Consider the following 26,176-nt stretch of genomic DNA (forward strand, 5'->3'; position numbering starts at 1 on the left):
CTATTGCGCAGACCCGTCTCCGTCGCGCGACGCGGCGGCCCGGCGTGCGCCCTCGGCGGCCTTGGCCGCTTCCCGGGCGCGTTTGCGCAGATTCTTGTCGGTGATGTCGCGGTCGCCGACCGCCCCCGGCGTCCACAGCTCGACGTCCTCGTCGCCGTAGCTGGACTTCGATGCTCGGCGCTTGACCTCCGGCGCGATCGTCCCCGGTGCGAGGCGCCGCGCCGTGAGGAGGAATCCGGTGTGGGCGACCATCCGGTGGTCGGGGCGCACGGCGAGGCCCTCCACGTGCCAGCCGCGCACCATGGTCTCCGAGGCGTCGGGATCCGTGAAGCATCCGGTGCCGCGGATGTACTCCGCGACCCGCGAGAGCTGCGTCGCCGTGGCGACGTAGCAGAGCACCACTCCCCCTGGTGTCAGAGCATCGGCCACGACATCCATGACCTCCCAGGGCGCGAGCATGTCGAGCACGACGCGATCGACGCTCCCGGCCGCAAGGACTTCGGGCAGGGCGGCCTGCAGGTCGCCGACGACGACGTCCCAGGTGTCCGGGGTGGCACCGAAGAACGTCTCGACGTTCGACCGTGCGACATCGGCGAAGTCGTCTCGTCGCTCGAACGACACCAGACGCCCGGACGGGCCGATCGCCCGGAGCAGCGACAGCGACAGCGCACCGGAACCGACCCCGGCCTCGACGACCGTCGCCCCGGGGAAGATGTCGGCCTGCATGACGATCTGCGCGGCATCCTTCGGGTACACGATCGCAGCTCCCCGCGGCATCGACATCGCGAAGTCGCGCAGCAGCGGCCGCAGAGCCAGGTACTCGTGACCCGAGCTGTTGGTCACCACGGATCCGTCGGGCAGGCCGATCAAGTCGCGGTGGAAGAGCACGCCGTGGTGCGTGTGCATCTCGCCGCCGGCAGTGAGCGTGATCGTGTGCAGCCGGTTCTTGGGCCCGGTCAGCTGGACCCGGTCCCCTTCGCGGAACGGACCGCTGGGGCGCGACGCGGCGGTCATCCGCGCACCCCCGCGCTCGTGACCGTGGAGTGCAGATCGATCAGGTCGGACGCCGTGCGCCCCTCGAGCGTCGGCCACAGCGCGTGGGCGCCGAGCCCGTCGAGCGGGACGATGTGCGGCACGCCGAGGGTGACGGCACCGGAAGCGAGCCCTGCGCGCAGCCCGGTCGGGGAGTCCTCGATCACGAGCGCCTCGGCAATGTCGATGTCGAGGAGCCGCGCCGCCTTCAGATACGGCTCGGGGTGCGGTTTGGGGCGGTCGACCTCGTCGCCGGGAACGACGACGTCGAAGGCGGGGAAGCCGATGAGGTCGACGACGCTGCGAGCCATCCGGCCGAGGGACATCGTGACGAGCGCAGAAGGGATGCCGGCGTCCTGGAGATCGCGGAGCAGTTCCCGCGCTCCCGGCCGGAACGGCACGCCGCGCGTCTCGAGAAGCCGGCGTACAGCATCCGTGAGGTGGTCGACGATGGCGTCGCCTGCCATGTCGACGCCCGCGGCTCGAAGGATCTCCGCACTCTCGTTCAGCCCGCTGCCGACGAGCTGCAGCGCCTGCTCGTGCGACCACGTTCCGCCGAACGACTCGACCAGTGCGGTCTCCGACGCCATCCAGTACGGCTCGGTGTCGACCAGCGTTCCATCCATGTCCCAGAGGACTGCCTGCGGCTTCTGACTCACCCGACCATGCTATCCGGGGGATCCTTCGCGGCTGTCCGGCAGGGTGCACCGCCGGGAGCGCCGGGGGCGGACTAGCCTGGAGGGATAACCGCATTCCGTCGTCGAAGGGAGAGACCGGATGGATGCACTCGGAGACCGCATCGTCGTGGTGGCCTTCGACGGCTGGAACGACGCCGGCGAGGCCGCCAGCGGCGCCGTCGAGGCCCTGCGCGAGAGCGGCGACTACGAGCTCGTCCACTCCGTCGACCCCGAGCTCTACTTCGACTACCAGTACACCCGGCCGTCATCGAAGATGGATGCCACGGGCAGGCGCGAACTGCGCTGGCCGGAGGCGGCGCTCTGGCGCCCGCGCGGGGAACCTGTCGCCGGCGCACCGGAGTTCTGGCTGCTGACCGGCGTCGAACCCGCCCGTACCTGGCAGGCGTTCGCGAACGAGTTCATCGACATCGCGCTTCGCGACGACGTCACGGGCTTCATCCTCCTCGGCGCCATGCTCTCGGACGTGCCGCACACCAGGCCGATCTCGATCTTCGCCGCGAGCTCCAACGAGCAGGTGCGCGAGTCGCTGGGACTCGAGCGATCCCTGTACGAGGGCCCGGTCGGCATCCTCAGCGTGATCGAGCACTTCGCCGAGGGCGCCGGCATCCCGAGCGCCACCCTGTGGGCGAGTGTGCCGCACTACGTCGCGTCGGCCGCGCCGTCGCCCAAGGCGACGCTGGCGCTGCTCGACCGGCTCGAGGAGCTCACCGGCGTCGACATGCCGCGCGAGGGCCTTCGGACGGATGCCGCGACCTGGGAGGCCTCGATCGACGCCGCTGCGGCGGACGACGAGGAGATGACCGAGTACATCCACCAGCTCGAGCGCACGCGCGACACGTGGGATTCGCCCGAGGCGTCGGGCGACGCGATCGCCCAGGCCTTCGAGCGCTACCTCCGCCGCCGCGACGACGGCCCCGGCGACCGCAAGAAGTAGCCTCCCGCTTCGGCAGGGTCAGCCGGCGATCACGCCGGTGCTGAGCAGCACGAGCAGCGTGACACCGAGCAGGATCCGGTAGATCACGAACGGCAGGAAGCTCCGCTTCGAGATCCAGTTCATGAAGAACGCGATCACGCCCAGCGCCACGACGAACGCGATGCCGGTCGCGGCGATCGTCTCGCCCATCGTGAAGTACTGATCGGGCGCGTCCCAGCTCTTGAACACCTGGTAGAAGCCGCTGCCGAACACCGCGGGGATCGCGAGCAGGAACGCGTAGCGCGCCGCCGCAGCCCGCTCGTACCCGAGGAACAGCCCCATCGTGATGGTTCCACCCGAGCGCGAGACGCCGGGGATCAGCGCGAGGGCCTGGGCGAAGCCGTACAGGATGCCGTGCGGGTAGGTGATCTGGTCGAGGCGGCGTCGCTTGGCGCCGACGTGGTCGGCGATGCCGAGGAGGATGCCGAAGGCGATGAGCATGATCGCCACGATCCACATCGACCGCAGAACCGTCTCGATCTGGTCCTGGAACAGGAGCCCGAGGAGCACGATCGGAATGCTGCCGATGATGATCAGCCAGCCCATTCGGGCGTCAGGATCGTTGCGCGGCAGTTTGCCGACCAGCGACCGGAACCAGTGCCCGATGATGCGGACGATGTCGCGCCAGAAGAAGACGACGACGGCGGCCTCCGTGCCGATCTGGGTGATCGCGGTGAACGCCGCTCCCGGATCCTCGCCGGAGCCGGTGAAGGTCCCGACGATGCGCAGGTGGGCGCTGGACGAGATGGGGAGGAACTCGGTGAGTCCCTGGACGATGCCGAGGAACAGCGCTTCGAGCAGATGCATGCGTTGGCCTTCTGGTGTTGCGGGGTGTGACGTCTGCGGAGCGCGTCAGTACGTGCGCAGGAGGTCGGTCAGCACCTGCTGACCGAAGACAAGCGATTCTACGGGCACGCGCTCGTCCACTCCGTGGAACATCCCCGTGAAGTCCAGATCCGCGGGCAGCCGGAGCGGCGCGAAGCCGTAGCCGGTGATGCCGAGTGTCGTGAGCGCTTTGTTGTCCGTCCCCGCCCCGAGCAGGTACGGGATGACGGGGACGCCGGGGTCGTGACGGCCCAGCGCCCCGACCATCGCGTCGACGAGGGGACCGGCGAACGGCGTCTCCATGCCGATGTCGCGGACAACCGTCTCGATGACGATGTCGTCGCCGACGATGCGCTGCAGTTCGGCGAGCACGTCGTCCTCCGTGCCGGGGATCACCCGGACGTCGATGAGCGCCTCGGCGCGCTCCGGGATCACGTTGTGCTTGTACCCGGCGGTGAGCACCGTGGGGTTCGTCGTCGTGCGCAACGTCGAGCGCAGGAACGCCTCGGCGGGACCGGCGGCGCTCGCGAGGGCGTCGGGGTCATCGAGCGAACCGCCGGTGAGGTCGGCGAGACCGCGCAGCAGCGCCTCGGTCGTCGGCGTCAGGCGGATCGGCCAGCGGGCCGCGCCGATCGCCGCCACGGCGCCGGCGAGCTTCACGATGGCGTTGTCCTCGTGCAGACGACTGCCGTGCCCGGCGCGGCCCTGTGCGACGAGCCGGATCCAGATGAGCGCCTTCTCCCCCACCTGCAGCAGATACGCACGGCGGTCGTCGACCGAGATGGAGTACCCGCCGACCTCACTGATCGCCTCGGTGGCGCCTGCGAACCACTCGGGACGGTCCTTCACGACGAGCGCTGAGCCCTCCACGCCGCCGTTCTCCTCGTCGGCGAAGAACGCCAGGACGAGGTCGCGCTCCGGCTGCTCCCCTGCGCGCAGGATGTCGGCGACGGAGGTGAGGATCATGGCGTCCATGTTCTTCATGTCCACGGCGCCGCGACCCCACAGCAGCCCGTCGCGGATCTCGCCCGCGAACGGGTCGACGCTCCAGTCCTCCGCCATCGCGGGGACGACATCGAGGTGACCGTGGACGACGAGCGCGGGCTTGCTCGGATCGCGGCCGGGCACGCGCGCCATGACGTTGGTGCGGCGCGGGACGGGCTCGTAGTACTCCGGCGTCAGGCCCACGGACTCCAGGTACGCGCCGACGTACTCGGCCGCCTCGCGCTCTCCCGCAGCCCGCCCGCCGCCGAAGTTCGAGGTGTCGATGCGGATCAGGTCGCGCGCGATGAGGGCGACCTCCGGATGCTGCGGTTCGGACATGCCTCCAGGCTATCGAAGGCGCATCGGCGCGCCCGGGGCGCGTCCCGGTTCGTCGGCGCTCGGGAAACCTGGTAATGTTTCTCTTCGGTCGGCAACGGCCTTCACCACCTGCGCGGGTGGCGGAATGGTAGACGCGCTAGCTTGAGGTGCTAGTGCCCGAATAGGGCGTGCGGGTTCAAGTCCCGCTCCGCGCACAGACAGAAAAGCCCCCTTCACCGGGGGCTTTTCTCGTATCTGCCGGCAGCCGGGTCAGACCGCCCCGACGCCGAACACGAGGCCGAGCACGTAGGTGATCGCGGCGGCGCCGAACCCGATCGCCAGCTGACGCAGCGCCCGCCGCAGCGGCGGTCCGCCGGACAGGATCCCGACCATGGCGCCGGTCGCCAGCAGCGCGACGCCGACGAGAAGCAGTGCGACGAGGATCGCGGTGAGTCCCTGCAGGCCGAAGATCCAGGGCAGCACGGGGATGATCGCACCGGAGGCGAACAGCGCGAAGCTCGACAGGGCGGCGGTCCAGTCGCTGCCGACGATCTCGTGATCGGCACCGAGGTGCGCACGGATCGGTCCGGTCGTCGTGCGGCGCACGCCCTCCTGAGCGGCCGCGATGATCCTGCGGGAGCGGGCAAGCGCTTCGCCCTGATCCATCCCGCGCGCCCGGTAGACGAGCGCCAGCTCGTTCTCGTCGATGTCGAGGTCGCCGGCCGACTGCGCGGCGTCTTCGTTGGCCTCGGTCGAGGCGAGGAGCTCGCGCTGCGATCGGACCGACACGAACTCTCCTGCGCCCATCGAGAGGGCGCCGGCCAAGAGGCCCGCAATGCCGCTGAACAGCACGAAGCTCGACGAGACGCCCGTGGCTCCGATGCCGAGCACGAGGGCGAGGTTGCTGACGAGGCCGTCGTTCGCACCGAACACCGCGGCCCGGAACGACCCGGACAGACGTCGGCGTCCACGAGCGGCGAGACCGCGCACGACCTCGTAGTGGATCTTCTCGTCCGCACGCATCGCCGGTGTCGCGTAGGTCTCGGTGTCGTAGGGCGAGCGCGCCTCGGCGTTCTGCGCCAAGGCGAGCACGAAGATCGAACCGAACCGCCCGGCCATCCAGGCCAGCAGTCTCGTCCGTATCCCGGCCTTGGGGAGTCTGGATGGTTCGCCGCCGAGCAGTTCGAGCCAGTGCTGCTCGTGGCGCCGCTCGGCGTCGGCGAGGCTCTGCAGGATCTCCTGCTCCTCCCCCGTCTTGCGGTCGGCGAGCTTCTGGTAGACCAGGCCCTCGGCGCGCTCCTCGACGAGGTAGCGCGTCCAACGGCGTCGATCGGCCTCGGTGGGCTGGGCGCTTGCGGGCGCGCTCATATGTCCTCCAGGTCGAGTGGGAAAGGATGCCCTCCGGCACTCTCAACGCTAGCCGCGGGTGGTCGCGCACCACCCCGAAATCCCCGGATTGCCAGCATTTCGGGGTTCCTAACCCTTCGACAGGCTCAGGGACCGATCAGGAGCGAACGCGCTTGCGCAGCAGATCGATGCGCTGCTGCAGTTGGGCGACCGTGGCCTGCGCGACCGCCGGTCCCCCGCACAACCGGCGCAGCTCGGCGTGCACGGCGCCATGCGGTTCTCCCGCCTGCCGTGCGTAGAGACCGACCAGGCTGTTGAGGAGCTGACGCTGCTCCCGGAGGGTCCGGTGCAGCGGCGGCGGCAGTGTCGTCGTCTGCTCCGGGCCCTCCGCGGCCTCGCGCGCGGCACGGAGCTTGGACTGCCGGGACTGGCGGTGCATGAGCAGCTCGTGCACGTGCTCGGGCTCGAGGAGGCCGGGGATGCCGATGAACTCCTCCTCTTCGGGCGTGCCCGGTTCTGCGAGCTGGCCGAACTCCTTGCCCTCGAAGACGACCCGGTCGAAATGCGCAAGCGAAGAGATCGCCTGATAGCTGAACTCCTGAGTGAGGGCGTCCGACGCCTCCTCCTCGCGGTTGGCGCTCTCCAGCAGGGAGTCCTCGAGGCCGTCGTCGTCCTTGCTCTGACGATCCAAAGCGTGGTCGCGCTGCTTCTCGAGCTCGTTCGCGAGGCCCATGAGCACCGGGACGTTCGGGAGGAACACGCTCGCAGCCTCGCCGCGGCGCCGGGCTCGCACGAATCGGCCGATCGCCTGCGCGAAGAACAGCGGCGTCGAGGATGAGGTGGCGTACACGCCCACCGCGAGTCGAGGAACGTCGACGCCTTCGGAAACCATGCGCACGGCGACCATCCACCGCGAGTCGTTCTGACTGAACTTCTCGATGCGCTCAGAGGCCGTCGCGTCGTCGGAGAGCACGATCGTCGGCTGCTGACCGGTGATGCTGTGCAGGATCTTCGCGTAGGCGCGGGCGACGGTCTGATCCGTCGCGAGCACCAGTCCGCCGGCATCCGGAACGTGATGGCGGATCTCGGTCAGTCGGCGATCCGCCGCCGAGAGGACGGCCGGCATCCACTCACCCTCGGGGTCGAGGGCCGTGCGCCACGCCTGGGATGTGACGTCCTTGGTGTTGTCCTGCCCGAGGTTGGCCTCGAGCTCGTCGCCGGCGCTGGTGCGCCAGCGCATCTTGCCGGAGTACATGTGGAACAGCACGGGCCGCACCACGCCGTCGGCGAGGGCCCTGCCGTAGCCGTAGGCGTAGTCGGTGGTCGAGATGCGCGCACCGGACTCATCGGGCGCGTAGGTGACGAACGGGATGGGCGCCGTGTCGCTGCGGAACGGCGTACCCGACAGCGACAGCCGGCGCTTGGCGGGGCCGTAGGCATCGCGGATGCCGTCGCCCCAGCTCAGGGCATCTCCGCCGTGGTGCACCTCGTCGAGGATCACGAGGGTGTTCGCGTCCTCGGTGAGGTGGCGGTGCACCGACGGCTTGGCCGCGACCTGCGCATACGTGACGACCACGCCGTGGTACTGCCGCGACGGTGCCCAGTGGCTGTTCTTGAACCGGGGGTCGAGGCGGATGTGCACGCGCGCTGCGGCGTCGGCCCACTGCGTCTTCAGGTGCTCGGTCGGCGCCACCACGATCACGCGATTGACTTCGCCCAGGCGCAGGAGCTCCACCGCGAGCGTGAGCGCGAAGGTTGTCTTGCCTGCACCGGGGGTGGCAGCGACGAGGAAATCGCGCTGATCCCGCGTGAAATAGAGGTCCAGGGCCTCCCGCTGCCACGCACGGAGCTTGTCCGCCGTCCCCCATGGGGCGCGCTGGGGGAAGGACGGAGAGAGCATCGGATCAAGGGTAATCGCTGTCGCAGACATGGGGCGTACTAGGCTCGATGCCTGTCGAAGGAGCAAGTGATGACAGACCCGGAATCCTCCAGGACGCCGTTCGTCGCGAACGACGGGCCGCACCCCTGGCACCGATTCGTGGCCGTGGGCGACTCGTTCACCGAGGGCATCGGCGACCCCGATCCGAATGCGCCGGGCGGGCACCGCGGCTGGGCCGACCGCGTCGCCGAGGTCCTGGCCGCGCAGGTCGACGACTTCGCCTACGCGAACCTCGCCGTGCGAGGGAAGCTGATCGCGCAGATCGTCGCCGATCAGATCGAGCCGGCCGTCGCCCTGCGGCCGGACCTCATCTCGATCTGCGCGGGCGGCAACGACGTCATCCGCCCCGGCACCGACCCCGACGAGATCGCGGCGCAGCTCGACGACGCCGTGTCGCGGCTGGCATCCACAGGAGCTGCGGTCATCCTGTTCACCGGCATCGACACCGGCTTCACACCGGTGTTCCGCCCGTTCCGCGGCAAGGTCGCGATCTACAACGAGAACGTCCGTGCGATCGCCGAACGGCGCGACTGCATCGTCGCCGACCAGTGGGCGCTCAAGACGGTGCAGGACGCGCGCTTCTTCGACGACGACCGTCTGCACTACAACGCGCTCGGCCACCACGAGGTCGCCCGCATGGTGCTGCGCGCCCTCAATGTGCCCAACGACCTGCAGGCGATGCAGCCCGACCCGCTCCCCGTGCGGACGTGGCGCGAGGCGAGAGCCGAGGACCTCGGCTGGGCGCGCGAGCATCTGGTGCCGTGGGTGCTCAGGCGCCTGCGTCATCAGTCGTCCGGCGACGCCGTCTCGGCCAAGCGGCCCGAGCCGTCTCCGGTGATCCTCGTCGCCGACAACGACTAGCCGGATCAGCGCTCCGGGCGCGTGAGCTCCCAGATCGCGACGGCAGCCGCAGAAGCGACGTTGAGCGAGTCCACACCGCCATGCATCGGGATCGTGACCACGGCATCCGCCGCCGCCAGCGCCGCCGCGGAGAGCCCGTCGCCCTCGGTGCCGAGCATGAGCGCGACCTTCGCGGGGCGCTGCGCGGCGTAGGCGTCCAGCGGCACGGCGTCGTCGCGCAGCGCCAGCGCCGCGACGTCGAAGCCCTGGTTCCGCAGCTCCTCAGCCGGCGACGCGCCGGCTGACAGCCGGGTCCACGGCACCTGGAAAACGGTGCCCATGCTCACCTTGACGCTGCGGCGATACAGCGGGTCGGCGCAGCGTGCGCTGACGATCACGGCGTCCGCGCCGAGGCCTGCTGCCGCGCGGAACGCCGCGCCGACGTTGGTGTGCTCGATCAGATCGTCGAGCACGAGCACGAGGCGGGCGTCGCGCACGACCTCGTCGAGCGGGCGGAGAGCCGGCCGATGCATCGAGGCCAGGGCCCCGCGGTGCACAGCGAAGCCGGTGACCTGTTCCGCGACGGCATCCGGTACGACGTACACGGGAACATCGAGCTCGGCCAGCATCTCCTCGAGCCCGGGCACCCAGCGCTGCTGCGTCATGACGGAGCGCGGAACGTGGCCTGCGGCGACGGCGCGCTCGATGACCTTCGCGGATTCGGCGATGTACAGGCCGCCGCCTGGCTCCTGGACGCTGCGCAGCGCCGTGTCGGTGAGACCGCGGTAATCGGCCAGACGCGGGTCTGCGGCGTCCTGGACGTGCTCGATGTGCATCTCCTCACCGTAGACTCGACGTGGAGGTTCCGTGAGCGTGACGATGAGTGCCGAGCTGGCAGACGGCGTCGAACGCTCCGCCGAACTCCTCCGCGGTCGCCGCATCGCCGTCCTCACGGGAGCGGGCATCTCCACTGATTCAGGCATCCCCGCCTACCGCGGCGAGGGCGCGCGCACGCGGGCCGATCCCATGACCGGTCAGCGCTACCTCGCCGACGAGGCCGCACGGCGCAGGTACTGGGTCGGAGGGCACCTCGGCTGGCGGGCGTTCGCGTCCGCACAGCCGAACGGGGCGCATCTCGCCCTCGCCCAGATGGAGCGCGACGATCTCGTGTCGGGGATCATCACCCAGAACGTCGACGGCCTGCACCTGCGCGCCGGCAGCTCCCATGTCGTCGAGGTGCACGGCACGATGCGCCGCGTCCTGTGCCTGCGCTGCGGCCAGGTGTTCGATCGCCGCGACATCGCCACGCAGATCGAGGAGCTCAATCCCTGGATCACCGTGCCGGAGAACATCGTCCTCAACCCCGACGGCGACGTCGCACCCGAGAGCAGCGACGGCTTCGTCGTGCCGGCGTGCACGGTCTGCGGAGGGATACTCAAGCCCGATGTCGTCTTCTTCGGCGAGTTCGTCCCCACCGACCGGTTCCGCGCTGCTGAGTCTCTGCTGCGCGGCAGCGAGGCGCTGATCGTCGCCGGTTCGTCGCTCGTCGTGAACTCGGGCGTGCGGCTCGTCGAGCGCGCCCGTCGCCGTGGCATCCCGCTCATCATCGTCAACCGCGAGCCCACGCGCGCCGACCCGTGGGCTCACGTCGTCCTCACCGGCGGCACGGGTGACGTGATCCCCAAGCTGCAGGAGCTGCTCCGGTGACCCTCATCACACTCGTCCGCCACGGACAGACCGACTGGAATCTCGCCCGTCGCATCCAGGGCTCCACCGACATCGCTCTGAACGAGACAGGGCGGGCGGATGCCGCCGCGGCCGCCGAAGCACTCGGCGCGACCGAGCACCACGCGATCTATGCGAGCCCGCTCGTGCGTGCGCAGGAGACCGCGCGCATCATCGCCGTCCGCCTCGGGCTCGGAGAACCCGAGCTGTCGCACGACATGCGGGAGCGCGAGTTCGGCGAGGGCGAGGGCTTGCTGGTCGACGAGTACCTCGAGCGCTTCGAGAACTGGCAGGTCGCGCCGTCCGGCGCCGAGACGCTCGGCGTCGTCCGCGACCGAGCGCTCGGAGCACTCGACATCATCGCCAGGGCATCGCGGGGCCGTTCGGCACCGCGCGCGGAGTCCGTGATCGTCGTCACGCACGGCGGCGTGATCCGGTCGCTGCTGCATCATGCCTCGGGCGGCACGCTCCCGCGCGAGGGCGACATCCTCCGCAACGGCTCCCTGCACCGCTTCGAGGCGGCGCCGGGCCTGCTCCGGCTCCTGGAGCCGCTGACCGTCTAGGCCCCGCGCGCGGCGACCGATCGGGCGTGCCGCAGCAGCGGCTCGTCGATCATGCGTCCGCGGAAGCGGAAGACGCCCCGCTCCCCCTCGGCGGCCGCCAGGACCGCGCGGGCCCATGCCAGCGCGTCCGCATCCGGCGCGTAAGCCGCCCTGATCGTCGCGACCTGGCCGGGGTGGATGCATGCCGTCGCCCGGAACCCGGATGCCGCAGCATCCGCCGCCTCGGCGGCCAGGCCGTCGACGTCCTCGATGTCGATGTGCACGGCGTCGATCGCCGACTTGCCGTGCGCGCCGGCCGCCACGAGCACGCGGGACCGGGCGTAGCGCGCGGCATCACGGTACCGGCCGTCGGCATGACGGCTCGATGTGCCGCCGAGGGAGGCGATGAGGTCTTCTGCGCCCCACATGAGGGCGGCCACGCGGTCGTGCGCGGCGATCGCCGCTGCCGCGCTGACGCCCCTGGCCGTCTCGCAGAGCGCGATGAGCGAGAACGAGGCGTCGAACGCGTCCAGGGCGGAGGGGTCCTCCGTCTTGGCGACCATCACCGTGCGAAACGGCGATCCTGCGAGCATGGCGAGGTCGTCCTCGAACTCCGCGGTGTCGGGAGCGTTGACGCGCACGACCACGCGGGCGGGATCGAGGTCGGATGCCGCGATATGGTCCCGCGCGGCCCCCTTCGCATCCGGCGCGACGGCGTCTTCGAGATCGAGGATGACGGCATCCGCTCGCTCTGCGGCCTTCCGGAAGCGTTCGGGGCGGTCGCCGGGGCAGAACAGCAGAGCGGGGCCGAGCTCGAACACCTCAATCCCCCTCGGGTGCGCAATGGACGAGGACGGTGCGGACAGCCGTGGCGACGACCACGCCGTCCTGATTGCGACCGGTGTGCGCGATCGTGCAGACGCCCTGCCCCTGGCGCGAGTTCGAGCGGCGCTTGTCCGTGATGACGCTCTCGGTGTACAGCGTGTCACCCGCGAACAGCGCATGCGGGAAGGCGATCTCGCCGAGCGCGAGCTGCGCGACCAGGGTGCCCTGCGTGAGCTGGGCGACGGATGCGCCGACCATGGTCGACAGCGTCCACATCGAGTTCATGAGCCGCTGACCGAACTCCTGCTCTCCGGCGAAGGCGGCGTCCAGATGCAGCGCCTGGGTGTTCATGGTCAGCGTCGTGAACAGCACGTTGTCGGCTTCGGTGGCCGTCCGACCCGGCCGGTGGAGATAGCGCGCCCCGACCTCGAACTCCTCGTAGTACAGGCCGCGCTGGAGGATGTCTCTTTCACCCGTGTCGGTCACATGAGCCCCAATCCGCGCGCGATCACCAGCAGCTGCACCTCGGTCGTCCCCTCCCCGATCTCGAGGATCTTCGAGTCACGATAGTGCCGGCCGACCGCGAACTCGTTCATGAACCCGTTGCCGCCGAAGATCTGGGTCGCATCCCGGGCGTTGTCCATCGCCGCGTCCCCCGCCGTGAGCTTCGCGATCGCCGCAGCCTCCGCGAACGGCTTGCCCGCATCGCGGAGCCGGGCCGCGTGGTGCCAGGCGAGCCGGGCGGTGTGCACGCGGGCGCGCATGCGGGCGAGAGTGAACTGCGCGTTCTGGCGCGTGCTGAGCGCGGCCCCGAACACCGTGCGGCTCTTGGCATAGTCGACGGCCGCCTCCAGGCATCCTTCCGCGGCACCGGCGGACAGTGCGGCGATCGCGATGCGGCCCTCGTCGAGGATGCTGAGGAAGTTCTTGAATCCCGATCCGCGCTCGCCGACGAGATTCTCCGCCGGGACGCGGACGCCGTCGAACGTCAACGGATGCGTGTCGGAAGCGTGCCAGCCGACCTTGTCGTAGGCGGGTTCGACCGTGAATCCCGGCGTCCCGTTGGGGACCATGATCGTCGAGATCTCCTTGCGCCCGTCGGCGCTGCCGGTCACCGCCGTGACCGTGACGAAACGCGTGATGGGCGTGCCCGAGTTGGTGATGAACTGCTTCGAGCCGTCGATCACCCACTCGTCGCCGTCGAGTCGGGCGGTCGTGCGGGTCGCGCCGGCATCGCTGCCCGCCTCCGGTTCGGTGAGACCGAAGCCGGCGAGAGCCCGGCCGGCGAGCAGATCGGGCAGATGCTCGCTGCGCTGCTCATCGCTCCCGAATCGGAAGATCGGCATGGCGCCGAGGCTGACCCCGGCCTCCAGGGTGATGGCGATCGACTGGTCGACGCGGCCGAGTGCCTCGATCGCGAGGCACAGCGCCATGTAGTCGCCGCCCTGTCCGCCGACGTCTTCGGGGAACGGCAGCCCGAACAGCCCCAGATCGCCCATCTGGGCGACCACCTCCATGGACAGGGTGTGCGTGCGATCGGCTTCATATGCCTGCGGCGCGACGACGGTGTCGGCGAACTCGCGCACCATGGCGCTGAGTTCGAGCTCCTCCTCGGCGAGGTCGATGGTCATGCTGCTCCTTCGGTTGTTCCTGGTACAGGTGCTCCGGGTTCACGGGCGCTGACGGTGGCGACGACCTGGTCCCGGCGCGCCTGGTCGCCGACGGCGACGGACAGGTGCACCGTGCCGTCGTGCGGCGCGAGCACGGGATGCTCCATCTTCATCGCCTCGATCGAGACCAGCGGCTGGCCCGCCGCGACCGTCTGGCCGTCCTCGACGTGCACGGCCGCGACATTGCCGGGCATCGGAGCGCGGGCCTCAGGATGGGTCGCTGCGGCGGCGGACTCTCGAGCGGCGAGGCGCTGCAGCATCCGTGCGCGACGGTCGAGCGGTCGCAACCGCACCGAGCGCCCCGCCTCGCTCACCCAGACGGCGCCGTCGGCATCGATCGCGGTGGGAAGGGATGCCGTTGCCTCCGCGTCGCCCGCATCCACGACGTCACCCGCATCCGTGAGGAATGCCACGTCCCGTGCCCCCGCGTCCGTCAGCGCCGCCCACACTCGGCCAGCTCTGCGAGACGGGTCCTGCCCGTCGAAACGGGCCGTGGCACGGCCTGCCTCGTCGCGCAAGGCCTGTTTGGCGGCCGCCAGCATGCCCGCCGACGGCGCGGCGGGCGAAACAGGCAGCAGCGTCTCGATGAGCGCGGTGTCGAGGTCTCCCGAGACCACGCGCTCGTTCGTCACGAGTGCTCGCAGGAAGGCGATGTTCGTCTCCACGCCGAGGATCACGGTCTCCGCCATTGCAGCATCGAGCTGCGCCAGCGCGGAGGCACGATCGGCTCCGTGCGCGATGACCTTGGCGATCATCGGGTCGTAGAAGCCGGTGACCTCGCTGCCCGTCTCGATGGCGGCATCCACACGCACGTCGGAGGGCGCGTCGAAGCGCAGGATGCTCCCCGCCTGCGGCAGGAACCCCCGCTCGGGGGACTCTGCGTAGATGCGCGCCTCGACGGCGTGCCCGGTCACGGGCGGTGCGGACGGCACCCGCTCCCCCGCTGCGACCGCGAGCTGCAGCGCGACGAGATCGAGCCCGATGACTTCCTCGGTGACCGGATGCTCCACCTGCAGTCGCGTGTTCATCTCGATGAAGAAGAACTCGTCCGGAGCATCCGCGTCGACGAGGAACTCGACGGTTCCGGCGCCGACGTACGACACGCTCTCAGCGGCACGGACCGCCGCGTCGAAGAGCCGCTCGCGCACCTCGCCTGAGAGTCCGGCCGAGGGCGCCTCCTCGATGACCTTCTGGTGCCGTCGCTGCAGCGTGCACTCGCGCTCGCCGAGGGCGATGACCGTGCCGTGCGCGTCGCCGAACACCTGCACCTCGATGTGACGGGGGCGGGCGATCAGCCGCTCGAGCAGCAGCGAGTCGTCCGCGAACGCCGCCTTCGCGACGCGTCGTGCCGAGGCGAGAGCGGCATCCAGGTGGGTCTCGTCGACGACGACCTCCATGCCCTTTCCGCCGCCGCCGGCGCTGGGCTTGACGAGCAGCGGGTAGCCGACCTGGGCGGCGCGCAGCGCGATCTGGTCGTCGGAGAGTCCCGTCGCGTCGAACCCCGGCACGACCGGCACGCCGCGGGCGGCGACCTGTTCGCGGGCCGTGACCTTGTCGCCCATGATCTCGAGCGCCGTGGTCGACGGACCGATGAACACGATCCCGGCCTCTGCGCAGGCCTGAGCCAGCGCGACGCTCTCGGAGAGGAACCCGTAGCCGGGATGGAGTGCCTGTGCTCCGCTCTCTCGCGCGGCTCGCATGACCGCGTCCACGTCGAGGTACGACTCGGCCGCCGGTGCCGGTCCGAGCCGCATCGCGGTGTCCGCCTCCCGCACGTGCGGGGCGTCCGCATCGGCGTCGCTGTACACGGCGACGCTGCGCAGCCCGCTCGAGCGGAGCGTGCGGATGATGCGTCGGGCGATCTCGCCGCGGTTGGCGACGAGCACGGTCTCAAATGCCATGGGGGATCACATCCGGAAGACGCCGAAGCGCGGTTCGGGCAGCGGGGTGCGTGCGATGACGTCGAGCGCGAGGCCGAGGCGATCGCGCGTCTGATCGGGATCGATGATGCCGTCGTCCCAGAGGCGCGCCGTCGCGTAGTACGGCTCGCCCTGCGCCTCGTACTGGGCGCGGATCGGCTCCTCGAAGGCGGAGCGCTCGTCCTGCGACCACGACTCGCCGCGTGCGGCGAGCTGGTCCTGCTTGACCGTCGCGAGCACGGATGCCGCCTGGTTCCCGCCCATGACCGAGATGCGGCTGGCGGGCCAGGTCCACAGGAACCGCGGCGAGTACGCGCGTCCGCACATCGAGTAGTTGCCGGCACCGAACGATCCGCCGATGATCACGGTCAGCTTCGGCACGCGCGTGGTCGCGACGGCCGTCACCATCTTGGCGCCGTCCTTCGCGATGCCCCCGGCCTCGGCATCGGATCCGACCATGAAGCCGGTGATGTTCTGGAGGAACAGCAGCGGGATGCCGCGCTGATCGCACAGTTCGATGAAGTGCGCGCCCTTGAGCGCGGACTCGCTGAACAGGACGCCGTTGTTCGCGACGATGCCGATCGGATGCCCGTGCAGCCGGGCGAATCCGGTCACGACACTCGTGCCGTACTCGGACTTGAACTCGCGGAAGGAGTCGCCGTCCACGAGACGTGCGATCACCTCGTGCACGTCGTAGGCCGCGTTCACGTCGACCGGGACGACGTCGTAGAGGCTCGATGTCTCATCGGGGGCCCTGGATGCCGTGACCTCCCACGCCGGCTCGGCCGGAGCCGGGAGCGTCCGGACGATGTCGCGCAGGATCTCGAGGGCATGCTCGTCGTCCTCGGCGAGGTGGTCGACGACACCCGATCGGCGTGCGTGCAGCTCGCCCCCGCCCAGTTCCTCGGCGGTGACGATCTCGCCGATCGCGGCCTTCACGAGCGGCGGACCGCCGAGGAAGATCGTCCCCTGGTTCCGGACGATCACCGTCTCATCGCTCATGGCCGGCACGTAGGCGCCGCCGGCGGTGCACGATCCGAGGACGGCGGCCAGCTGCGGGATCCCCGCAGCGCTCATCCGCGCCTGGTTGAAGAAGATCCGGCCGAAGTGGTCGCGATCGGGGAAGACCTCGTCCTGCTTGGGCAGGAAGGCCCCGCCCGAGTCCACCAGGTACAGGCAGGGAAGCCGGTTCTCCAGCGCGATCTCCTGGGCCCGCAGGTGCTTCTTGACGGTCATGGGCAGGTAGGTGCCGCCCTTGACCGTGGCGTCGTTGCAGATCACCATGACATGGCGGCCATGGACGAGGCCGATTCCGGCGATCACGCCGGCGCCGGGCACCTCCCCGCCGTACAGGCCGTCCGCTGCGAGCGGGGCGACCTCGAGGAACGGGCTGCCCTCGTCGAGCAGTCGCGACACCCGGTCCCGGGGCAGCAGCTTGCCGCGTGCCACGTGCCGCGCCCGCGACGCCTCCGGTCCTCCGACCGCGGCGGCGCTCAGCCTGTCGCGCAGCTCGGCGGCGAGTGACTCCTGTGTCACGGGCATCCTGGCGTCCTCCTCGACTCACACGGCAGCTCGTCACACAGTGGCGTACGGCGCACGTTTTCGGTTAGTGTTCACTAACCCGATGATTTAGGTTAGCGAGCGTTAACTGAAATGACAACCCCTCTCACGGCACGGGACCGCGCCAAGGCCGAGCGCGCGGACGCGCTCCTGACCGAGGCCGCGCGGCTGTTCGCGGAGCGCGGGTACTCCGGGGTGAGCCTCGAAGACATCGGCACGGCCGTCGGCGTGTCGGGTCCCGCCGTGTACCGCCATTTCGCGGGCAAGCAGGCGCTGCTCGGCGCCGTGCTCGTCAAGGTCAGCGAGGACCTCGTCAGCGGTGGAACCCGCGTCTGCTCGGAGGCGGTGACCACGGATGACCGCATCCGCGCGCTGATCCGCTTCCACGTCGACTTCGCACTGGGCAAAGCCGACGTCATCCGCGTGCACGATCGTGATCTCGCCCATCTCTCGAGCGAGGACCATGCCGAGGTGCGGCGACTGCAGCGCGAGTACATCGATCTCTGGATCGCGGCGCTCGCACCGGTGCACGAGGCGCCCGCCGATGAGCTGCGGATGCGCGTGCAGGCGTGCTTCGGACTCATCAACTCGACACCGCACAGCACGCGTGCGGCATCCCGGTCGAAGCAGTCGACCGCTGCGCTGCTGTCATCGATGGCGCTGGCTGCGCTCGTAGCCTGACGCGGCTGAGCCGGACATCAGGCGGCGAGCACCGCGTCACCCCATCAGCATCGCGCGTCCCGGCTCCTCGAGGATGTCTGCGACGTCCTTGACGAACCGAGCACCCTCGGCCCCGTCGACGATGCGGTGATCGAACGACAGGCTCAGCGTCATCACCTGACGCAGTGCGATCTCGCCCCGGTGCTCCCACGGCATCCGGCGCACCGCGCCGACGGCGAGGATCCCGGACTGGCCCGGTGGGAGGATCGGGGTGCCGGCGTCGATGCCGAACACGCCGATGTTCGTGATGGAGAAGGTGCCTCCGGCGAGATCCGCGGGCGAAGTCTTGCCCGAGCGCGCCGTCTGCGTCAGCGCCGCGATCGAATCCGCCAGCTGCGACAGCGTCATCCGCTCCGCATCGCGGATGTTCGGGACGATGAGCCCGCGCTCCGTCGCCGCCGCGATACCGAGGTCGACGTAGTGCGGCTGGACGATCTCGCCCGCAGCCTCGTCCCACCGCGAGTTCAGGCCGGGTGTGCGGCTGAGCGCCAGACACACGGCCTTGGCGACGACCACGAGCGGCCCGATCCGGTGCTCGGACAGCGAGCGGTCGGTCTTGAGCCTCGCGATGAGATCCATCGTGGCGGTCACATCAACGGTGTGGAAGGTGGTGACGTGCGGTGCGGTGAAAGCGCTCTGCACCATCGCCGCAGCCGTGTGTTTGCGGACTCCGCGGATCGGGATGCGCGTCTCGCGCGCCTGCGCGTCGCCGAACACGGAGGGGACCACCGGGGCTGCAGCAGGGGTCGCCGTGCCCCCGCCGACGCGCTCGGTGTACGCGTCGATGTCATCGCGGGTGATCACCCGGTCGCCGACCTCCGCGGCGACGAGGACGATGTCCACACCGAGGCGCTTGGCGTATGCACGGACGGGAGGGGTGGAGCGCGGGCGCTCCCCCACCCGGACGGATGCCGGAGCCTCGGGCAGCACGTCGTGCGGCGCCGCCTCGAGCACGGCGGTATCGGCCGCCGGCGCCGCGGCCCCGGCACGCCGTGCGCGCCGGGCAGGGCGCGCCTTGCTCGACGGAGCGGCGCCGTAGCCGACGAGATTGGGCGGGGTCTTCTCCTCCGCGGCCTCCGTCTCCGTCGCATCCGCTGCGGCCTCGCCCGTCGGGGCGGGTCCTGCAGGATCCTCCCCCGCGACATCGAACGCGATGAGCGGAGCGCCGACATCGACCGTCTCACCCGCCTCCGCGTGCAGCGTCGTGACGGTTCCGTCGTACGGTGACGGCAGCTCGACGACGGCCTTCGCCGTCTCGACCTCGGCCAGGGTCTGGTTGAGGGTGACGGTGTCGCCGGGGGCGACGAGCCACTGGACGATCTCGGCGTCGGCGAGTCCCTCGCCGAGGTCGGGAAGGCGGAACTCCTGGATCATGACTCGGCTCCCGTCAGGCTGTTCGGCCGGTCGAGGACCCGATCGACGGCGTCCAGGATCCGGTCGAGGTCGGGCAGGTGGAACTTCTCGAGCTTCGCGGGCGGATAGGGCACGTCGTGCCCGGTGACGCGCACAGGGGCCGCCTCGAGATACTCGAAGCACCGCTCGGTGATGCTCGCGATGACCTCGGCGGCGACGCCGGCTTCGCGGGAGGCCTCATGCGCGACGACGACTCGTCCGGTGCGGCGGACGGACTCCGCGACCGTGTCGTAGTCGACCGGCGAGATCGAGCGCAGGTCGATCACCTCGAGCGAGAGCCCGTCGTCCTCGGCGGCGGATGCGGCATCCAGAGCGGTGGTGAGCATCGCACCGTAGGTGATGATCGTCGCATCCGTCCCTTCGCGCACCACCCGCGCCAATCCCATCGGGGGTGCGTCTGCGAGCGAGGCGTCCAGATCGACCTCGCCCTTGTGGTGGTAGATCCGCTTCGGCTCGAAAAAGATCACGGGATCGTCCGAGGCGATTGCCTGACGCAGGCACCGGTAGGCGTCCTCGGGGTTCGAGACGGCGATGACGCGCAGACCCGCTGTGTGCACGAAGTACGCCTCGGGTGACTCCGAGTGGTGCTCGGCCGCGCCGATGCCGCCCGCCCACGGGATGCGGATCGTGATCGGCATCTTGACACGTCCCTGTGTGCGGTAGTGGAGCTTGGCGACCTGCGAGACGATCTGGTCGAACGCCGGGTACACGAAGCCGTCGAACTGGATCTCGACGACCGGGCGGTAGCCGCGGTAGGCGAGGCCGACGGCGGTGCCCACAATGCCGGACTCCGCCAGGGGCGTATCGATGACGCGGGCCGCGCCGAACTCGTCGAGCAGACCGTCGGTGATGCGGAAGACGCCGCCGAGCTTGCCGATGTCCTCGCCCATGAGGACGACCTTGTCGTCGTCCTGCATGGCCTTGCGCAAGCCCGCGTTGAGCGCCTTTCCGAGAGTGAGCTGGGTCATCTCAGGCCTCCTCGAAGGTCGAGAGGTACGCGGCGTACTCGTCGCGCTGACGGTCGATGCCGCAGTGCGGCTCGGCGTACACGTTGTCGAAGACGGCCAGCGGCTCGCGCGTAACCATGCCGAGGCACTCGGCGCGCATCTCGCGAGCGAGCTTGTCGGCATCGGCGAGCGCTGCGGCGATCTGCTCGTCATCGATCTCTCCGAGTCCGCGCAGGAACGCCTCGACGCGGGCGATCGGATCACGGCCCTTCCAGGACTCGAGCTCGGCCGGGTCTCGGTATCGGGTGGGGTCGTCCGAGGTGGTGTGCGGTCCCATCCGGTAGGTGACGGCCTCGATGAAGGCCGGTCCCTTGCCGGAACGCGCGTGGGCGAGCGCCCAGCGCATCGCCGCCATGCACGCGAGGACGTCGTTGCCGTCGACGCGCATGCTCGGGATGCCGAAGCCGGGCGCACGGCCGGAGATCGGATACTGGGACTGCAGCGCGACCGGCTCGGAGATCGCCCAGTGGTTGTTCTGGCAGACGAAGACGACCGGAGCCCGGTACGACGCGGCGAAGACCATCGCCTCGTTCACGTCGCCCTGGCTGGTGGCGCCATCGCCGAAGTACGTCACTGCGACCTGGGGGGCCTTCTCGTGCTTGATGCCCATGGCGTAGCCGACCGCGTGCAGCGACTGGGCGCCGATGATGATCTGCAGCGGCGCGACGCGCATCTGCATGGGGTCGTACGGCGCACCCTCCTCGCCGCGCCAGACGCGTACGAAGTCGCCGGGCTGCGCCCCGCGCGCATAGATGACGCCGGTCTCGCGGTAACTGGGGAACACGAAGTCGATCGGGTCGATGGCACGCGCCGTGCCGATCTGCGAGGCCTCCTGGCCGTTGCAGGGCGCCCAGAGGCCCAGTTGGCCCTGACGCTGGAGGGCGACGCCCTCGGCGTCGATGCGCCGGAGGATGACCATGTCGCGGTGCAGCGAACGCAGCTGCGCCGCGTCGACGTCGGCGACGAACGGGTCGAGTCCGGGATTGCTCAGACGGGTCCCGTCGGGCGCGAGCAACCGCTCGGCGAGTTCGAGATCCTGCGCTGTGTCTGCGATCGGAGTGGTCTGCGGTGACATCGTCGTCCTCCTGTCGTGTGTGTCCCTTGTGGGGGCGTGCACGCCGTGCACCGACGTCTTCATCGGTCGGTTCGAGGGTACGTCCGCTGGTCAGCACGCTCAAGCATCTGGGGTGCGCTTGAGCATGTTGCGTAGTTCGGTGCTCGTCGACCTGCTACTGTTGGGCACTATGTCCGCTCTCGACCGCGTAGATCTCGAACTGCTGAGTGCCCTCTCCGACGACCCGCGCACGACCGTCGTCGCCCTCGCCGAACGGCTCGGCCTGTCGCGCAACACGATCCAGGCGCGGATGGCGCGGCTGGATCAGACCGGGGTGTTCCTGTCCTACGAGCGGGCCTTCTCCCCCGAGGTCCTCGGCTTCCCGTTGCAGGCCTTCATCAGCATCGGCCTTCGGCAGACCGAGCTGCCGCGTATCACCGCGGAGCTGGCCCGCATCCCCGAGGTCCTGCAGGTGCACGGCCTCAGCGGATCGATCGACCTGCTCGCGCGTGTCGCCTGCCGCGATGCCAGGCACCTGTTCGACACGGATGCGCGCATCCTGTCGATCGAGGGAGTGGAGCGGACGGAGACCTCGCTCGCGATGGGCGAGGTGATCCCCTACCGGGTCGCCGGACTCATCGGCCTCGCTCGACGGGAACCCTGAGGAATCGCCGGATCGCCCCGGCCGCCTCGGCCGGGGTCTCGTAATGGATGAGGTGGCCGACATCGGCGATCTCGACGAGTTCGGCATCAGGGAACAGCGTCGCCAAGTGGCGCTCGGCCTCGATGGGCGTTATGTCGTCCTGCTGAGCGGCGATCAGGAGCGTCGGCGCTTCGATGCGCGGCGCGAAGGCGCGCACATCGTGCGAGACGCTCGCGACGAATGCGTCACGCAGCACGTCGCGGTCCGCGAAATCGGAGAAGTAGGTGTCGTGCTGATCGTGGATGAACCGGCGCAGCGCCGGGTCCCGGGTCTTCGCCATCGCGATGCTCATCCCCCGGACGATGAGCCCGTTGCGCAGCAAAGCGGTCCCGATCGCGGGCGGAAGCTTCGCGCCGAGGCCGTAGTACAGCACGGCGAGCTTGGTCAGGACGCCCTTCGGCCCCTCGAGCGCCGGAGCGCCGATGGGGTTGATGAGGATGAGTCGCGGCGTCTCCAGTCCGCCGGCGACGGCGGCCGAGGCGACGATGGAACCGAACGAGTGCCCGAGGATCACCGCCCCGGGGGCGGCGGCCGCTGCGAACTCGCGCAGCCACTGCGCATACTCGTCGAGATCGTGCGTGCGGCCGGGCAGAGGCGCGCTCTCACCGAAGCCGGGAAGGTCCGGCGCGATCACCCGGAGCTCGGGCAGGAAGGCGAGCACGGGCTCGAGACCGTGGTGCTCGCCGCGGAACCCGTGCACGGCGATGACCGTCGTCGGCTGCCCTTCGTTCGACGATTCCTCGGGCGGCCCATAGACCCAGTACGCGGTGCGCCCGCCGCGCACATCGACCTCGCGCCGCTCGATCGGGATGCGACCGAGGCGATCGGCGTAGGGCGAATGCACGGGCATGGATTCAGTCTACGGGCGCGCCTGACCGGCGACGTCGGAGGCCGTCCCTAGCGTTGTCCGGGACGGAGGAGGATCCATGGCACCCGATCTCGAACTACCGGCATGGCTCGGGCGCGTCGGCGTCTTCGACCTCGAGACCACAGGCGTCGACGTGGGCGCCGATCGGATCGTGACCGCCCACGTGGGCGTGCTCGACGCGAAGGGCCGCGAGATCGCAGCCCGATCGTGGCTGGCCGACCCCGGGATCCCGATCCCCGACGGTGCGGCGGCCGTGCACGGCATCACGACCACGCACGCACGCGCCGAGGGGCGCCCGGCGCGTGATGTCGTCGCCGAGATCGCCGGGTCGTTGCGCTCGCTGTTCGCGCAGGGTGTGCCGGTGGTGGCGTACAACGCGTCCTACGACTTCTCTCTGCTGGCGCACGAATGCGGGCGTCACGGCGTGCCCGTCCTCGAGAACCCGGGACCGATCATCGATCCGCTCGTGATAGACAAGGCCGTCGATCGCTACCGCAAGGGCAAGCGCACGCTCGAGGTCGTCGCCGAGCACTACGGCGTGGTCCTCGACGGGGCGCACGAGGCTTCGGCCGACGCCATCGCGGCCGGCCGGGTCGCGCAGGCGATCGCACGCAGCTTCCCGCTCGCAGCGTCGGCGGGCGAGCTGCACACCCAGCAGATCGGCTGGGCGCGCTCTCAGGCCGAGAGCCTGACCGAGTACTTCATCCGCATCGGCCGGCTCGAGGCGGAGGACGCGCTCGACGGAGCGTGGCCGGTGCGCGAGGCGTAGTCGCGGCTTCCCGAACGCGAAGAAGGCCCCGCCGGAGCGGGGCCTTCTTCGAAGAATCGGAAGCTTACTTGCTGCCGCCGAAGCCCTTGAAGCGCTGGTTGAACTTCTCGACACGACCGGCCGAGTCCATGATGCGCTGCTTGCCCGTGTAGAACGGGTGCGAGGCCGAGGAGATCTCGACGTCGATCACCGGGTACTCGACGCCGTCGAGCTCGATGGTCTTGTCGCTGGTGACCGTGGAGCGGGTCAGGAAGGTCTCGCCCGAGCCGAGGTCGCGGAACACGACGTTCTTGTAGTCGGGGTGAATGTCAGTCTTCATGGGATTCCTTATATGGTGCCCTGGATTGTGCCAGGATCGAGGGAAGTCTGCGGCGCGAATGCACCAAGGATCGAGTTTAGCAGATCGTCGACTCAGGCCGTCGCACGGGCGGCGTAGCGGCCGCCTTCCGCCGACAGCGTGATCGGCATTCCGAATGCCTCGCTGAGCGCATCCGCCGTCAGCGTCTGCTCGATCGGGCCCGCCGCGACGACACCGCCCTCGCGCAGGAGCATGACGTGCGTGAACCCGACGGGGATCTCCTCGACGTGGTGGGTCACCATCACCATGGCCGGGGTGGTCGGCGACGACGCGTACCCGCTGAGGAGCCCGAGCAGCTCCTCGCGCGCGCCGAGATCGAGGGACGCCGTCGGCTCGTCGAGCAGGAGCAGTTCGGGATCGGTCATGACCGCCCTGGCGATCTGCACCCGCTTCTGCTCCCCGTCGCTCAGCGTCCCGAAGGTGCGGTCGGCGAGGTGATCGAGCTTCCACTCCCCCAGCACCCGCAGCGCGCGACGCTCGTCGATGTTCTCGTACACCTCGTTCCAGCGACCCGTGACCGAGTACGCGGCGGTGAGGACGACGTTGAGCACGGTCTCCTCGCGCGGGATGCGCCGGGCCATGGCCGTCGAGGCGAAGCCGATGCGGGGCCGGATCTCGAACACGTCCGTCCGCCCGAGCGTCTCGCCGAGGATCGTCACCGTTCCGGAGGTCGGGTGCATGAGCGTGTCGGCGAGCTGCAGCAGCGTGGTCTTGCCCGCGCCGTTGGGCCCCAGCACCACCCATCGCTGATCGTCGGCGACCTGCCAGGTCACGCGATCGACGATGTTGCGCCCGTCACGGCGCACGACGACATCGGTGAAATCAAGAGCGCTCGGCATGCATCCAGCCTATCGGCATCAGCCGGTGAGCTCCGCGTAGAGGGCGCGCGTGGTATCGGCGATCGCGGACCAGCTGAACTCCCGTGCGACGCGTTCGCGGCCGGCGCGTCCGTAGGCCGCTGCCGCCTCGGTGTCGGAGACGACTTCGGTGAGCACGCGGGCGAGGTCTGCGACGAACCGCTCGGGATCGAGCGGGGTTCCCGTGCCGTCGTCCGCCTGCTCGATCGGCACCAGCCGGCCCGTGGCGCCGTCGTCGACGACCTCCGGGATGCCTCCCGTCGCCGTGCCGACCACGGCTGCACCGCAGGCCATGGCCTCGAGGTTGACGATGCCGAGCGGCTCGTACACGGACGGGCACACGAACGTCGTCGCCGCCGCGAGGATCGCGCTCAGCTCGTCGCGGGGCAGCATCCGCTCGATCCAGATGACGCCCTCCCGGGTGGCCTGGAGCCGGCGCACGCCCTCCTGCACCTCCGCCATGATCTCGGGAGTGTCCGGCGCACCGGCGCACAGGATCACCTGCACGTCCGGGGGTAGCAGCCGGGCGGCCCGGAGCAGATACGGGAGCCCCTTCTGGCGCGTGATGCGGCCGACGAAGACGACAGACGGACGCGATGGATCCATGCCGATCTCGGCGAGGAACGCATCGTCCTGCACCGGACGCCAGCGCTCGACGTCGATCCCGTTGTGGATCACCCGCACCCGCGCCGGATCGACCTGCGGATAACTGCGCAGGATGTCGGCGCGCATGCCGGCGGAGACTGCGATGATGGCGGCCGCGTTCTCGTAGGAGAGCCGCTCGATCCCTCCGGACACGGCGTAACCGCCGCCCAGCTGCTCCGCCTTCCATGGGCGCAGCGGCTCGAGGCTGTGCGCTGTCAGGACATGCGGGATGCCGTGCAGCTGCGAGGCGAGGTGCCCGGCGAAGTTGGCGTACCAGGTGTGGCTGTGCACGACGTCGGCGCCCGCCACATCGCCGACCATGACGAGATCGGTTCCGAGGGTCTGCAGCGCCGCGTTGGCACCGGCCAGTTCAGCCGGAGTCCGGTACGAGTGCGTGCCCGCCTCGGACCGCTCGGCGCCGAACGCACGCACCTGCACATCGACCGATCCGCGCAGCGCGGCGACGAGTTCTGCGACATGGACACCCGCCCCGCCATAGATCTCCGGCGGGTACTCCTTGGTGATCATGTCGATGCGCATGCTTGAACGCTAGTACAGCGGTGCGTTCGGGTTCTATGGTGGAGC

26 protein-coding genes and 1 tRNA gene are annotated in these 26,176 nt (G+C 69.8%); 8 read left to right on the forward strand and 19 right to left on the reverse strand.

The window, feature by feature from the left end; genetic code table 11:
• Both KEC56_RS05835 and KEC56_RS05840 read right to left on the reverse strand, forming a co-directional pair.
• Window positions 1–1,014, reverse strand: coding sequence for a tRNA (adenine-N1)-methyltransferase (locus tag KEC56_RS05835; protein WP_227530214.1), 1,014 nt, complete (start codon window positions 1,012–1,014; stop codon window positions 1–3).
• Window positions 1,011–1,691, reverse strand: a complete 681-nt coding sequence (locus KEC56_RS05840; protein WP_308013001.1) for an HAD family hydrolase — start codon at window positions 1,689–1,691, stop codon at window positions 1,011–1,013. Before KEC56_RS05840 ends, KEC56_RS05835 begins: the two co-directional genes overlap by 4 nt.
• A gap of 118 nt (window positions 1,692–1,809) precedes the next feature.
• Between KEC56_RS05840 and KEC56_RS05845 the strand changes: the two genes are divergently transcribed.
• Entirely contained in the window at window positions 1,810–2,664 is an 855-nt protein-coding gene (locus KEC56_RS05845; RefSeq protein ID WP_175986363.1) for a PAC2 family protein, read from the forward strand.
• 18 nt (window positions 2,665–2,682) lie between these two features.
• Here KEC56_RS05845 and KEC56_RS05850 read toward each other — a convergent pair whose 3' ends face one another.
• Together KEC56_RS05850 and KEC56_RS05855 are read right to left on the reverse strand one after the other, a co-directional pair.
• On the reverse strand, window positions 2,683–3,510 hold the full coding sequence (locus KEC56_RS05850) for an undecaprenyl-diphosphate phosphatase (protein WP_175986366.1): 828 nt from the start codon (window positions 3,508–3,510) through the stop codon (window positions 2,683–2,685).
• Window positions 3,511–3,555: 45 nt separating this feature from the next.
• On the reverse strand, window positions 3,556–4,851 hold the full coding sequence (locus KEC56_RS05855; RefSeq protein ID WP_227530215.1) for a M20/M25/M40 family metallo-hydrolase: 1,296 nt from the start codon (window positions 4,849–4,851) through the stop codon (window positions 3,556–3,558).
• A 110-nt stretch (window positions 4,852–4,961) separates the two neighbouring features.
• On the opposite strand from KEC56_RS05855, the gene KEC56_RS05860 reads away from it, so the two are divergent.
• Window positions 4,962–5,045: transfer RNA gene (locus KEC56_RS05860), tRNA-Leu, on the forward strand.
• A gap of 55 nt (window positions 5,046–5,100) precedes the next feature.
• Here KEC56_RS05860 and KEC56_RS05865 read toward each other — a convergent pair.
• Together KEC56_RS05865 and KEC56_RS05870 are read right to left on the reverse strand one after the other, a co-directional pair.
• A complete protein-coding gene (locus KEC56_RS05865; RefSeq protein WP_175986371.1) occupies window positions 5,101–6,198 on the reverse strand; it encodes a VIT1/CCC1 transporter family protein in 1,098 nt (365 codons plus the stop codon).
• A gap of 136 nt (window positions 6,199–6,334) precedes the next feature.
• On the reverse strand, window positions 6,335–8,077 hold the full coding sequence (locus KEC56_RS05870) for a DEAD/DEAH box helicase (protein WP_175986373.1): 1,743 nt from the start codon (window positions 8,075–8,077) through the stop codon (window positions 6,335–6,337).
• Between the two features lie 69 nt (window positions 8,078–8,146).
• Between KEC56_RS05870 and KEC56_RS05875 the strand changes: the two genes are divergently transcribed.
• A complete protein-coding gene (locus KEC56_RS05875; RefSeq protein ID WP_175986375.1) occupies window positions 8,147–8,977 on the forward strand; it encodes an SGNH/GDSL hydrolase family protein in 831 nt (276 codons plus the stop codon).
• 5 nt (window positions 8,978–8,982) lie between these two features.
• On the opposite strand, the gene KEC56_RS05880 is transcribed toward KEC56_RS05875, so the two are convergent.
• Entirely contained in the window at window positions 8,983–9,792 is an 810-nt protein-coding gene (locus tag KEC56_RS05880; RefSeq protein ID WP_227530216.1) for a TrmH family RNA methyltransferase, read from the reverse strand.
• A 43-nt stretch (window positions 9,793–9,835) separates the two neighbouring features.
• On the opposite strand from KEC56_RS05880, the gene KEC56_RS05885 reads away from it, so the two are divergent.
• On the forward strand, window positions 9,836–10,663 hold the full coding sequence (locus tag KEC56_RS05885) for a Sir2 family NAD-dependent protein deacetylase (RefSeq protein ID WP_227530700.1): 828 nt from the start codon (window positions 9,836–9,838) through the stop codon (window positions 10,661–10,663).
• A complete protein-coding gene (locus KEC56_RS05890; RefSeq protein WP_175986380.1) occupies window positions 10,660–11,244 on the forward strand; it encodes a histidine phosphatase family protein in 585 nt (194 codons plus the stop codon). The genes KEC56_RS05885 and KEC56_RS05890 overlap by 4 nt, the downstream gene beginning before the upstream one ends.
• Here the strand turns inward: KEC56_RS05890 and KEC56_RS05895 are convergent.
• The 5 genes from KEC56_RS05895 to KEC56_RS05915 are packed head-to-tail and all read right to left on the reverse strand — an operon-like array spanning window position 11,241 to window position 17,179.
• Window positions 11,241–12,050 carry an HpcH/HpaI aldolase/citrate lyase family protein gene (locus KEC56_RS05895; protein ID WP_175986634.1) on the reverse strand — a complete coding sequence of 270 codons (810 nt, stop codon included), beginning with the start codon at window positions 12,048–12,050 and terminating at the stop codon, window positions 11,241–11,243. The genes KEC56_RS05890 and KEC56_RS05895 overlap by 4 nt on opposite strands.
• Complete coding sequence (locus tag KEC56_RS05900; RefSeq protein ID WP_175986385.1) at window positions 12,046–12,534, reverse strand: MaoC family dehydratase; 489 nt, start codon at window positions 12,532–12,534, stop codon at window positions 12,046–12,048. Before KEC56_RS05900 ends, KEC56_RS05895 begins: the two co-directional genes overlap by 5 nt.
• Window positions 12,531–13,679, reverse strand: a complete 1,149-nt coding sequence (locus KEC56_RS05905) for an acyl-CoA dehydrogenase family protein (RefSeq protein ID WP_227530217.1) — start codon at window positions 13,677–13,679, stop codon at window positions 12,531–12,533. Before KEC56_RS05905 ends, KEC56_RS05900 begins: the two co-directional genes overlap by 4 nt.
• Window positions 13,676–15,619, reverse strand: a complete 1,944-nt coding sequence (locus KEC56_RS05910) for an acetyl/propionyl/methylcrotonyl-CoA carboxylase subunit alpha (protein ID WP_227530218.1) — start codon at window positions 15,617–15,619, stop codon at window positions 13,676–13,678. Before KEC56_RS05910 ends, KEC56_RS05905 begins: the two co-directional genes overlap by 4 nt.
• Before the next feature lie 6 nt (window positions 15,620–15,625).
• Window positions 15,626–17,179 carry a carboxyl transferase domain-containing protein gene (locus KEC56_RS05915; RefSeq protein WP_227530219.1) on the reverse strand — a complete coding sequence of 518 codons (1,554 nt, stop codon included), beginning with the start codon at window positions 17,177–17,179 and terminating at the stop codon, window positions 15,626–15,628.
• 111 nt (window positions 17,180–17,290) lie between these two features.
• Here KEC56_RS05915 and KEC56_RS05920 point away from each other — a divergent pair, with 111 nt between their 5' ends.
• Window positions 17,291–17,878: a TetR/AcrR family transcriptional regulator gene (locus tag KEC56_RS05920; protein WP_227530220.1), complete on the forward strand. Its 588-nt coding sequence runs from the start codon at window positions 17,291–17,293 to the stop codon at window positions 17,876–17,878.
• A 36-nt stretch (window positions 17,879–17,914) separates the two neighbouring features.
• On the opposite strand, the gene KEC56_RS05925 is transcribed toward KEC56_RS05920, so the two are convergent.
• Genes KEC56_RS05925 through pdhA form a run of 3 tightly spaced genes read right to left on the reverse strand, consistent with a single transcriptional unit; the run spans window position 17,915 to window position 21,412 of the window.
• A complete protein-coding gene (locus KEC56_RS05925; protein WP_227530221.1) occupies window positions 17,915–19,291 on the reverse strand; it encodes a dihydrolipoamide acetyltransferase family protein in 1,377 nt (458 codons plus the stop codon).
• Window positions 19,288–20,298 (reverse strand): alpha-ketoacid dehydrogenase subunit beta, encoded by a 1,011-nt coding sequence (locus tag KEC56_RS05930; protein WP_227530222.1) that lies wholly within the window; start codon window positions 20,296–20,298, stop codon window positions 19,288–19,290. The genes KEC56_RS05925 and KEC56_RS05930 overlap by 4 nt, the downstream gene beginning before the upstream one ends.
• A gap of 1 nt (window position 20,299) precedes the next feature.
• Complete coding sequence (gene pdhA, locus KEC56_RS05935) at window positions 20,300–21,412, reverse strand: pyruvate dehydrogenase (acetyl-transferring) E1 component subunit alpha (protein ID WP_227530223.1); 1,113 nt, start codon at window positions 21,410–21,412, stop codon at window positions 20,300–20,302.
• Between the two features lie 169 nt (window positions 21,413–21,581).
• On the opposite strand from pdhA, the gene KEC56_RS05940 reads away from it, so the two are divergent.
• Window positions 21,582–22,055 (forward strand): Lrp/AsnC family transcriptional regulator, encoded by a 474-nt coding sequence (locus KEC56_RS05940; protein ID WP_227530224.1) that lies wholly within the window; start codon window positions 21,582–21,584, stop codon window positions 22,053–22,055.
• Here the strand turns inward: KEC56_RS05940 and KEC56_RS05945 are convergent.
• Window positions 22,027–22,944, reverse strand: coding sequence for an alpha/beta fold hydrolase (locus KEC56_RS05945; RefSeq protein WP_175986407.1), 918 nt, complete (start codon window positions 22,942–22,944; stop codon window positions 22,027–22,029). The genes KEC56_RS05940 and KEC56_RS05945 overlap by 29 nt on opposite strands.
• Window positions 22,945–23,020: 76 nt before the next feature.
• On the opposite strand from KEC56_RS05945, the gene KEC56_RS05950 reads away from it, so the two are divergent.
• Complete coding sequence (locus KEC56_RS05950) at window positions 23,021–23,731, forward strand: 3'-5' exonuclease (RefSeq protein ID WP_227530225.1); 711 nt, start codon at window positions 23,021–23,023, stop codon at window positions 23,729–23,731.
• Between the two features lie 64 nt (window positions 23,732–23,795).
• On the opposite strand, the gene KEC56_RS05955 is transcribed toward KEC56_RS05950, so the two are convergent.
• The 3 genes from KEC56_RS05955 to glgA all read right to left on the reverse strand — a co-directional run bounded on the left by KEC56_RS05955 (window position 23,796) and on the right by glgA (window position 26,131).
• Window positions 23,796–24,050, reverse strand: a complete 255-nt coding sequence (locus KEC56_RS05955; RefSeq protein WP_147038595.1) for a type B 50S ribosomal protein L31 — start codon at window positions 24,048–24,050, stop codon at window positions 23,796–23,798.
• A gap of 92 nt (window positions 24,051–24,142) precedes the next feature.
• Window positions 24,143–24,928 carry an ABC transporter ATP-binding protein gene (locus tag KEC56_RS05960; RefSeq protein ID WP_175986415.1) on the reverse strand — a complete coding sequence of 262 codons (786 nt, stop codon included), beginning with the start codon at window positions 24,926–24,928 and terminating at the stop codon, window positions 24,143–24,145.
• 18 nt (window positions 24,929–24,946) lie between these two features.
• Complete coding sequence (glgA, locus tag KEC56_RS05965) at window positions 24,947–26,131, reverse strand: glycogen synthase (RefSeq protein WP_227530226.1); 1,185 nt, start codon at window positions 26,129–26,131, stop codon at window positions 24,947–24,949.
• Between the last annotated feature and the right edge of the window lie 45 nt (window positions 26,132–26,176).

The organism is Microbacterium tenebrionis (genome assembly GCF_020682665.1).
GTDB classification, from domain to species: Bacteria; Actinomycetota; Actinomycetes; order Actinomycetales; family Microbacteriaceae; genus Microbacterium; species Microbacterium tenebrionis.

Excerpts from the sequence above, each read along its gene's own strand:
- KEC56_RS05835 (WP_227530214.1), bottom strand. The coding sequence starts at position 1,014 with ATGACCGCCGCGTCGCGCCCCAGCGGTCCGTTCCGCGAAGGGGACCGG.
- KEC56_RS05845 (WP_175986363.1), top strand. The coding sequence starts at position 1,810 with ATGGATGCACTCGGAGACCGCATCGTCGTGGTGGCCTTCGACGGCTGG.
- KEC56_RS05850 (WP_175986366.1), bottom strand. The coding sequence starts at position 3,510 with ATGCATCTGCTCGAAGCGCTGTTCCTCGGCATCGTCCAGGGACTCACC.
- KEC56_RS05855 (WP_227530215.1), bottom strand. The coding sequence starts at position 4,851 with ATGTCCGAACCGCAGCATCCGGAGGTCGCCCTCATCGCGCGCGACCTG.
- KEC56_RS05865 (WP_175986371.1), bottom strand. The coding sequence starts at position 6,198 with ATGAGCGCGCCCGCAAGCGCCCAGCCCACCGAGGCCGATCGACGCCGT.
- KEC56_RS05870 (WP_175986373.1), bottom strand. The coding sequence starts at position 8,077 with ATGCTCTCTCCGTCCTTCCCCCAGCGCGCCCCATGGGGGACGGCGGAC.
- KEC56_RS05875 (WP_175986375.1), top strand. The coding sequence starts at position 8,147 with ATGACAGACCCGGAATCCTCCAGGACGCCGTTCGTCGCGAACGACGGG.
- KEC56_RS05880 (WP_227530216.1), bottom strand. The coding sequence starts at position 9,792 with ATGCACATCGAGCACGTCCAGGACGCCGCAGACCCGCGTCTGGCCGAT.
- KEC56_RS05885 (WP_227530700.1), top strand. The coding sequence starts at position 9,836 with ATGAGTGCCGAGCTGGCAGACGGCGTCGAACGCTCCGCCGAACTCCTC.
- KEC56_RS05905 (WP_227530217.1), bottom strand. The coding sequence starts at position 13,679 with ATGACCATCGACCTCGCCGAGGAGGAGCTCGAACTCAGCGCCATGGTG.
- KEC56_RS05910 (WP_227530218.1), bottom strand. The coding sequence starts at position 15,619 with ATGGCATTTGAGACCGTGCTCGTCGCCAACCGCGGCGAGATCGCCCGA.
- KEC56_RS05915 (WP_227530219.1), bottom strand. The coding sequence starts at position 17,179 with ATGCCCGTGACACAGGAGTCACTCGCCGCCGAGCTGCGCGACAGGCTG.
- KEC56_RS05920 (WP_227530220.1), top strand. The coding sequence starts at position 17,291 with ATGACAACCCCTCTCACGGCACGGGACCGCGCCAAGGCCGAGCGCGCG.
- KEC56_RS05925 (WP_227530221.1), bottom strand. The coding sequence starts at position 19,291 with ATGATCCAGGAGTTCCGCCTTCCCGACCTCGGCGAGGGACTCGCCGAC.
- KEC56_RS05930 (WP_227530222.1), bottom strand. The coding sequence starts at position 20,298 with ATGACCCAGCTCACTCTCGGAAAGGCGCTCAACGCGGGCTTGCGCAAG.
- pdhA (WP_227530223.1), bottom strand. The coding sequence starts at position 21,412 with ATGTCACCGCAGACCACTCCGATCGCAGACACAGCGCAGGATCTCGAA.
- KEC56_RS05940 (WP_227530224.1), top strand. The coding sequence starts at position 21,582 with ATGTCCGCTCTCGACCGCGTAGATCTCGAACTGCTGAGTGCCCTCTCC.
- KEC56_RS05945 (WP_175986407.1), bottom strand. The coding sequence starts at position 22,944 with ATGCCCGTGCATTCGCCCTACGCCGATCGCCTCGGTCGCATCCCGATC.
- KEC56_RS05950 (WP_227530225.1), top strand. The coding sequence starts at position 23,021 with ATGGCACCCGATCTCGAACTACCGGCATGGCTCGGGCGCGTCGGCGTC.
- KEC56_RS05955 (WP_147038595.1), bottom strand. The coding sequence starts at position 24,050 with ATGAAGACTGACATTCACCCCGACTACAAGAACGTCGTGTTCCGCGAC.
- KEC56_RS05960 (WP_175986415.1), bottom strand. The coding sequence starts at position 24,928 with ATGCCGAGCGCTCTTGATTTCACCGATGTCGTCGTGCGCCGTGACGGG.
- glgA (WP_227530226.1), bottom strand. The coding sequence starts at position 26,131 with ATGCGCATCGACATGATCACCAAGGAGTACCCGCCGGAGATCTATGGC.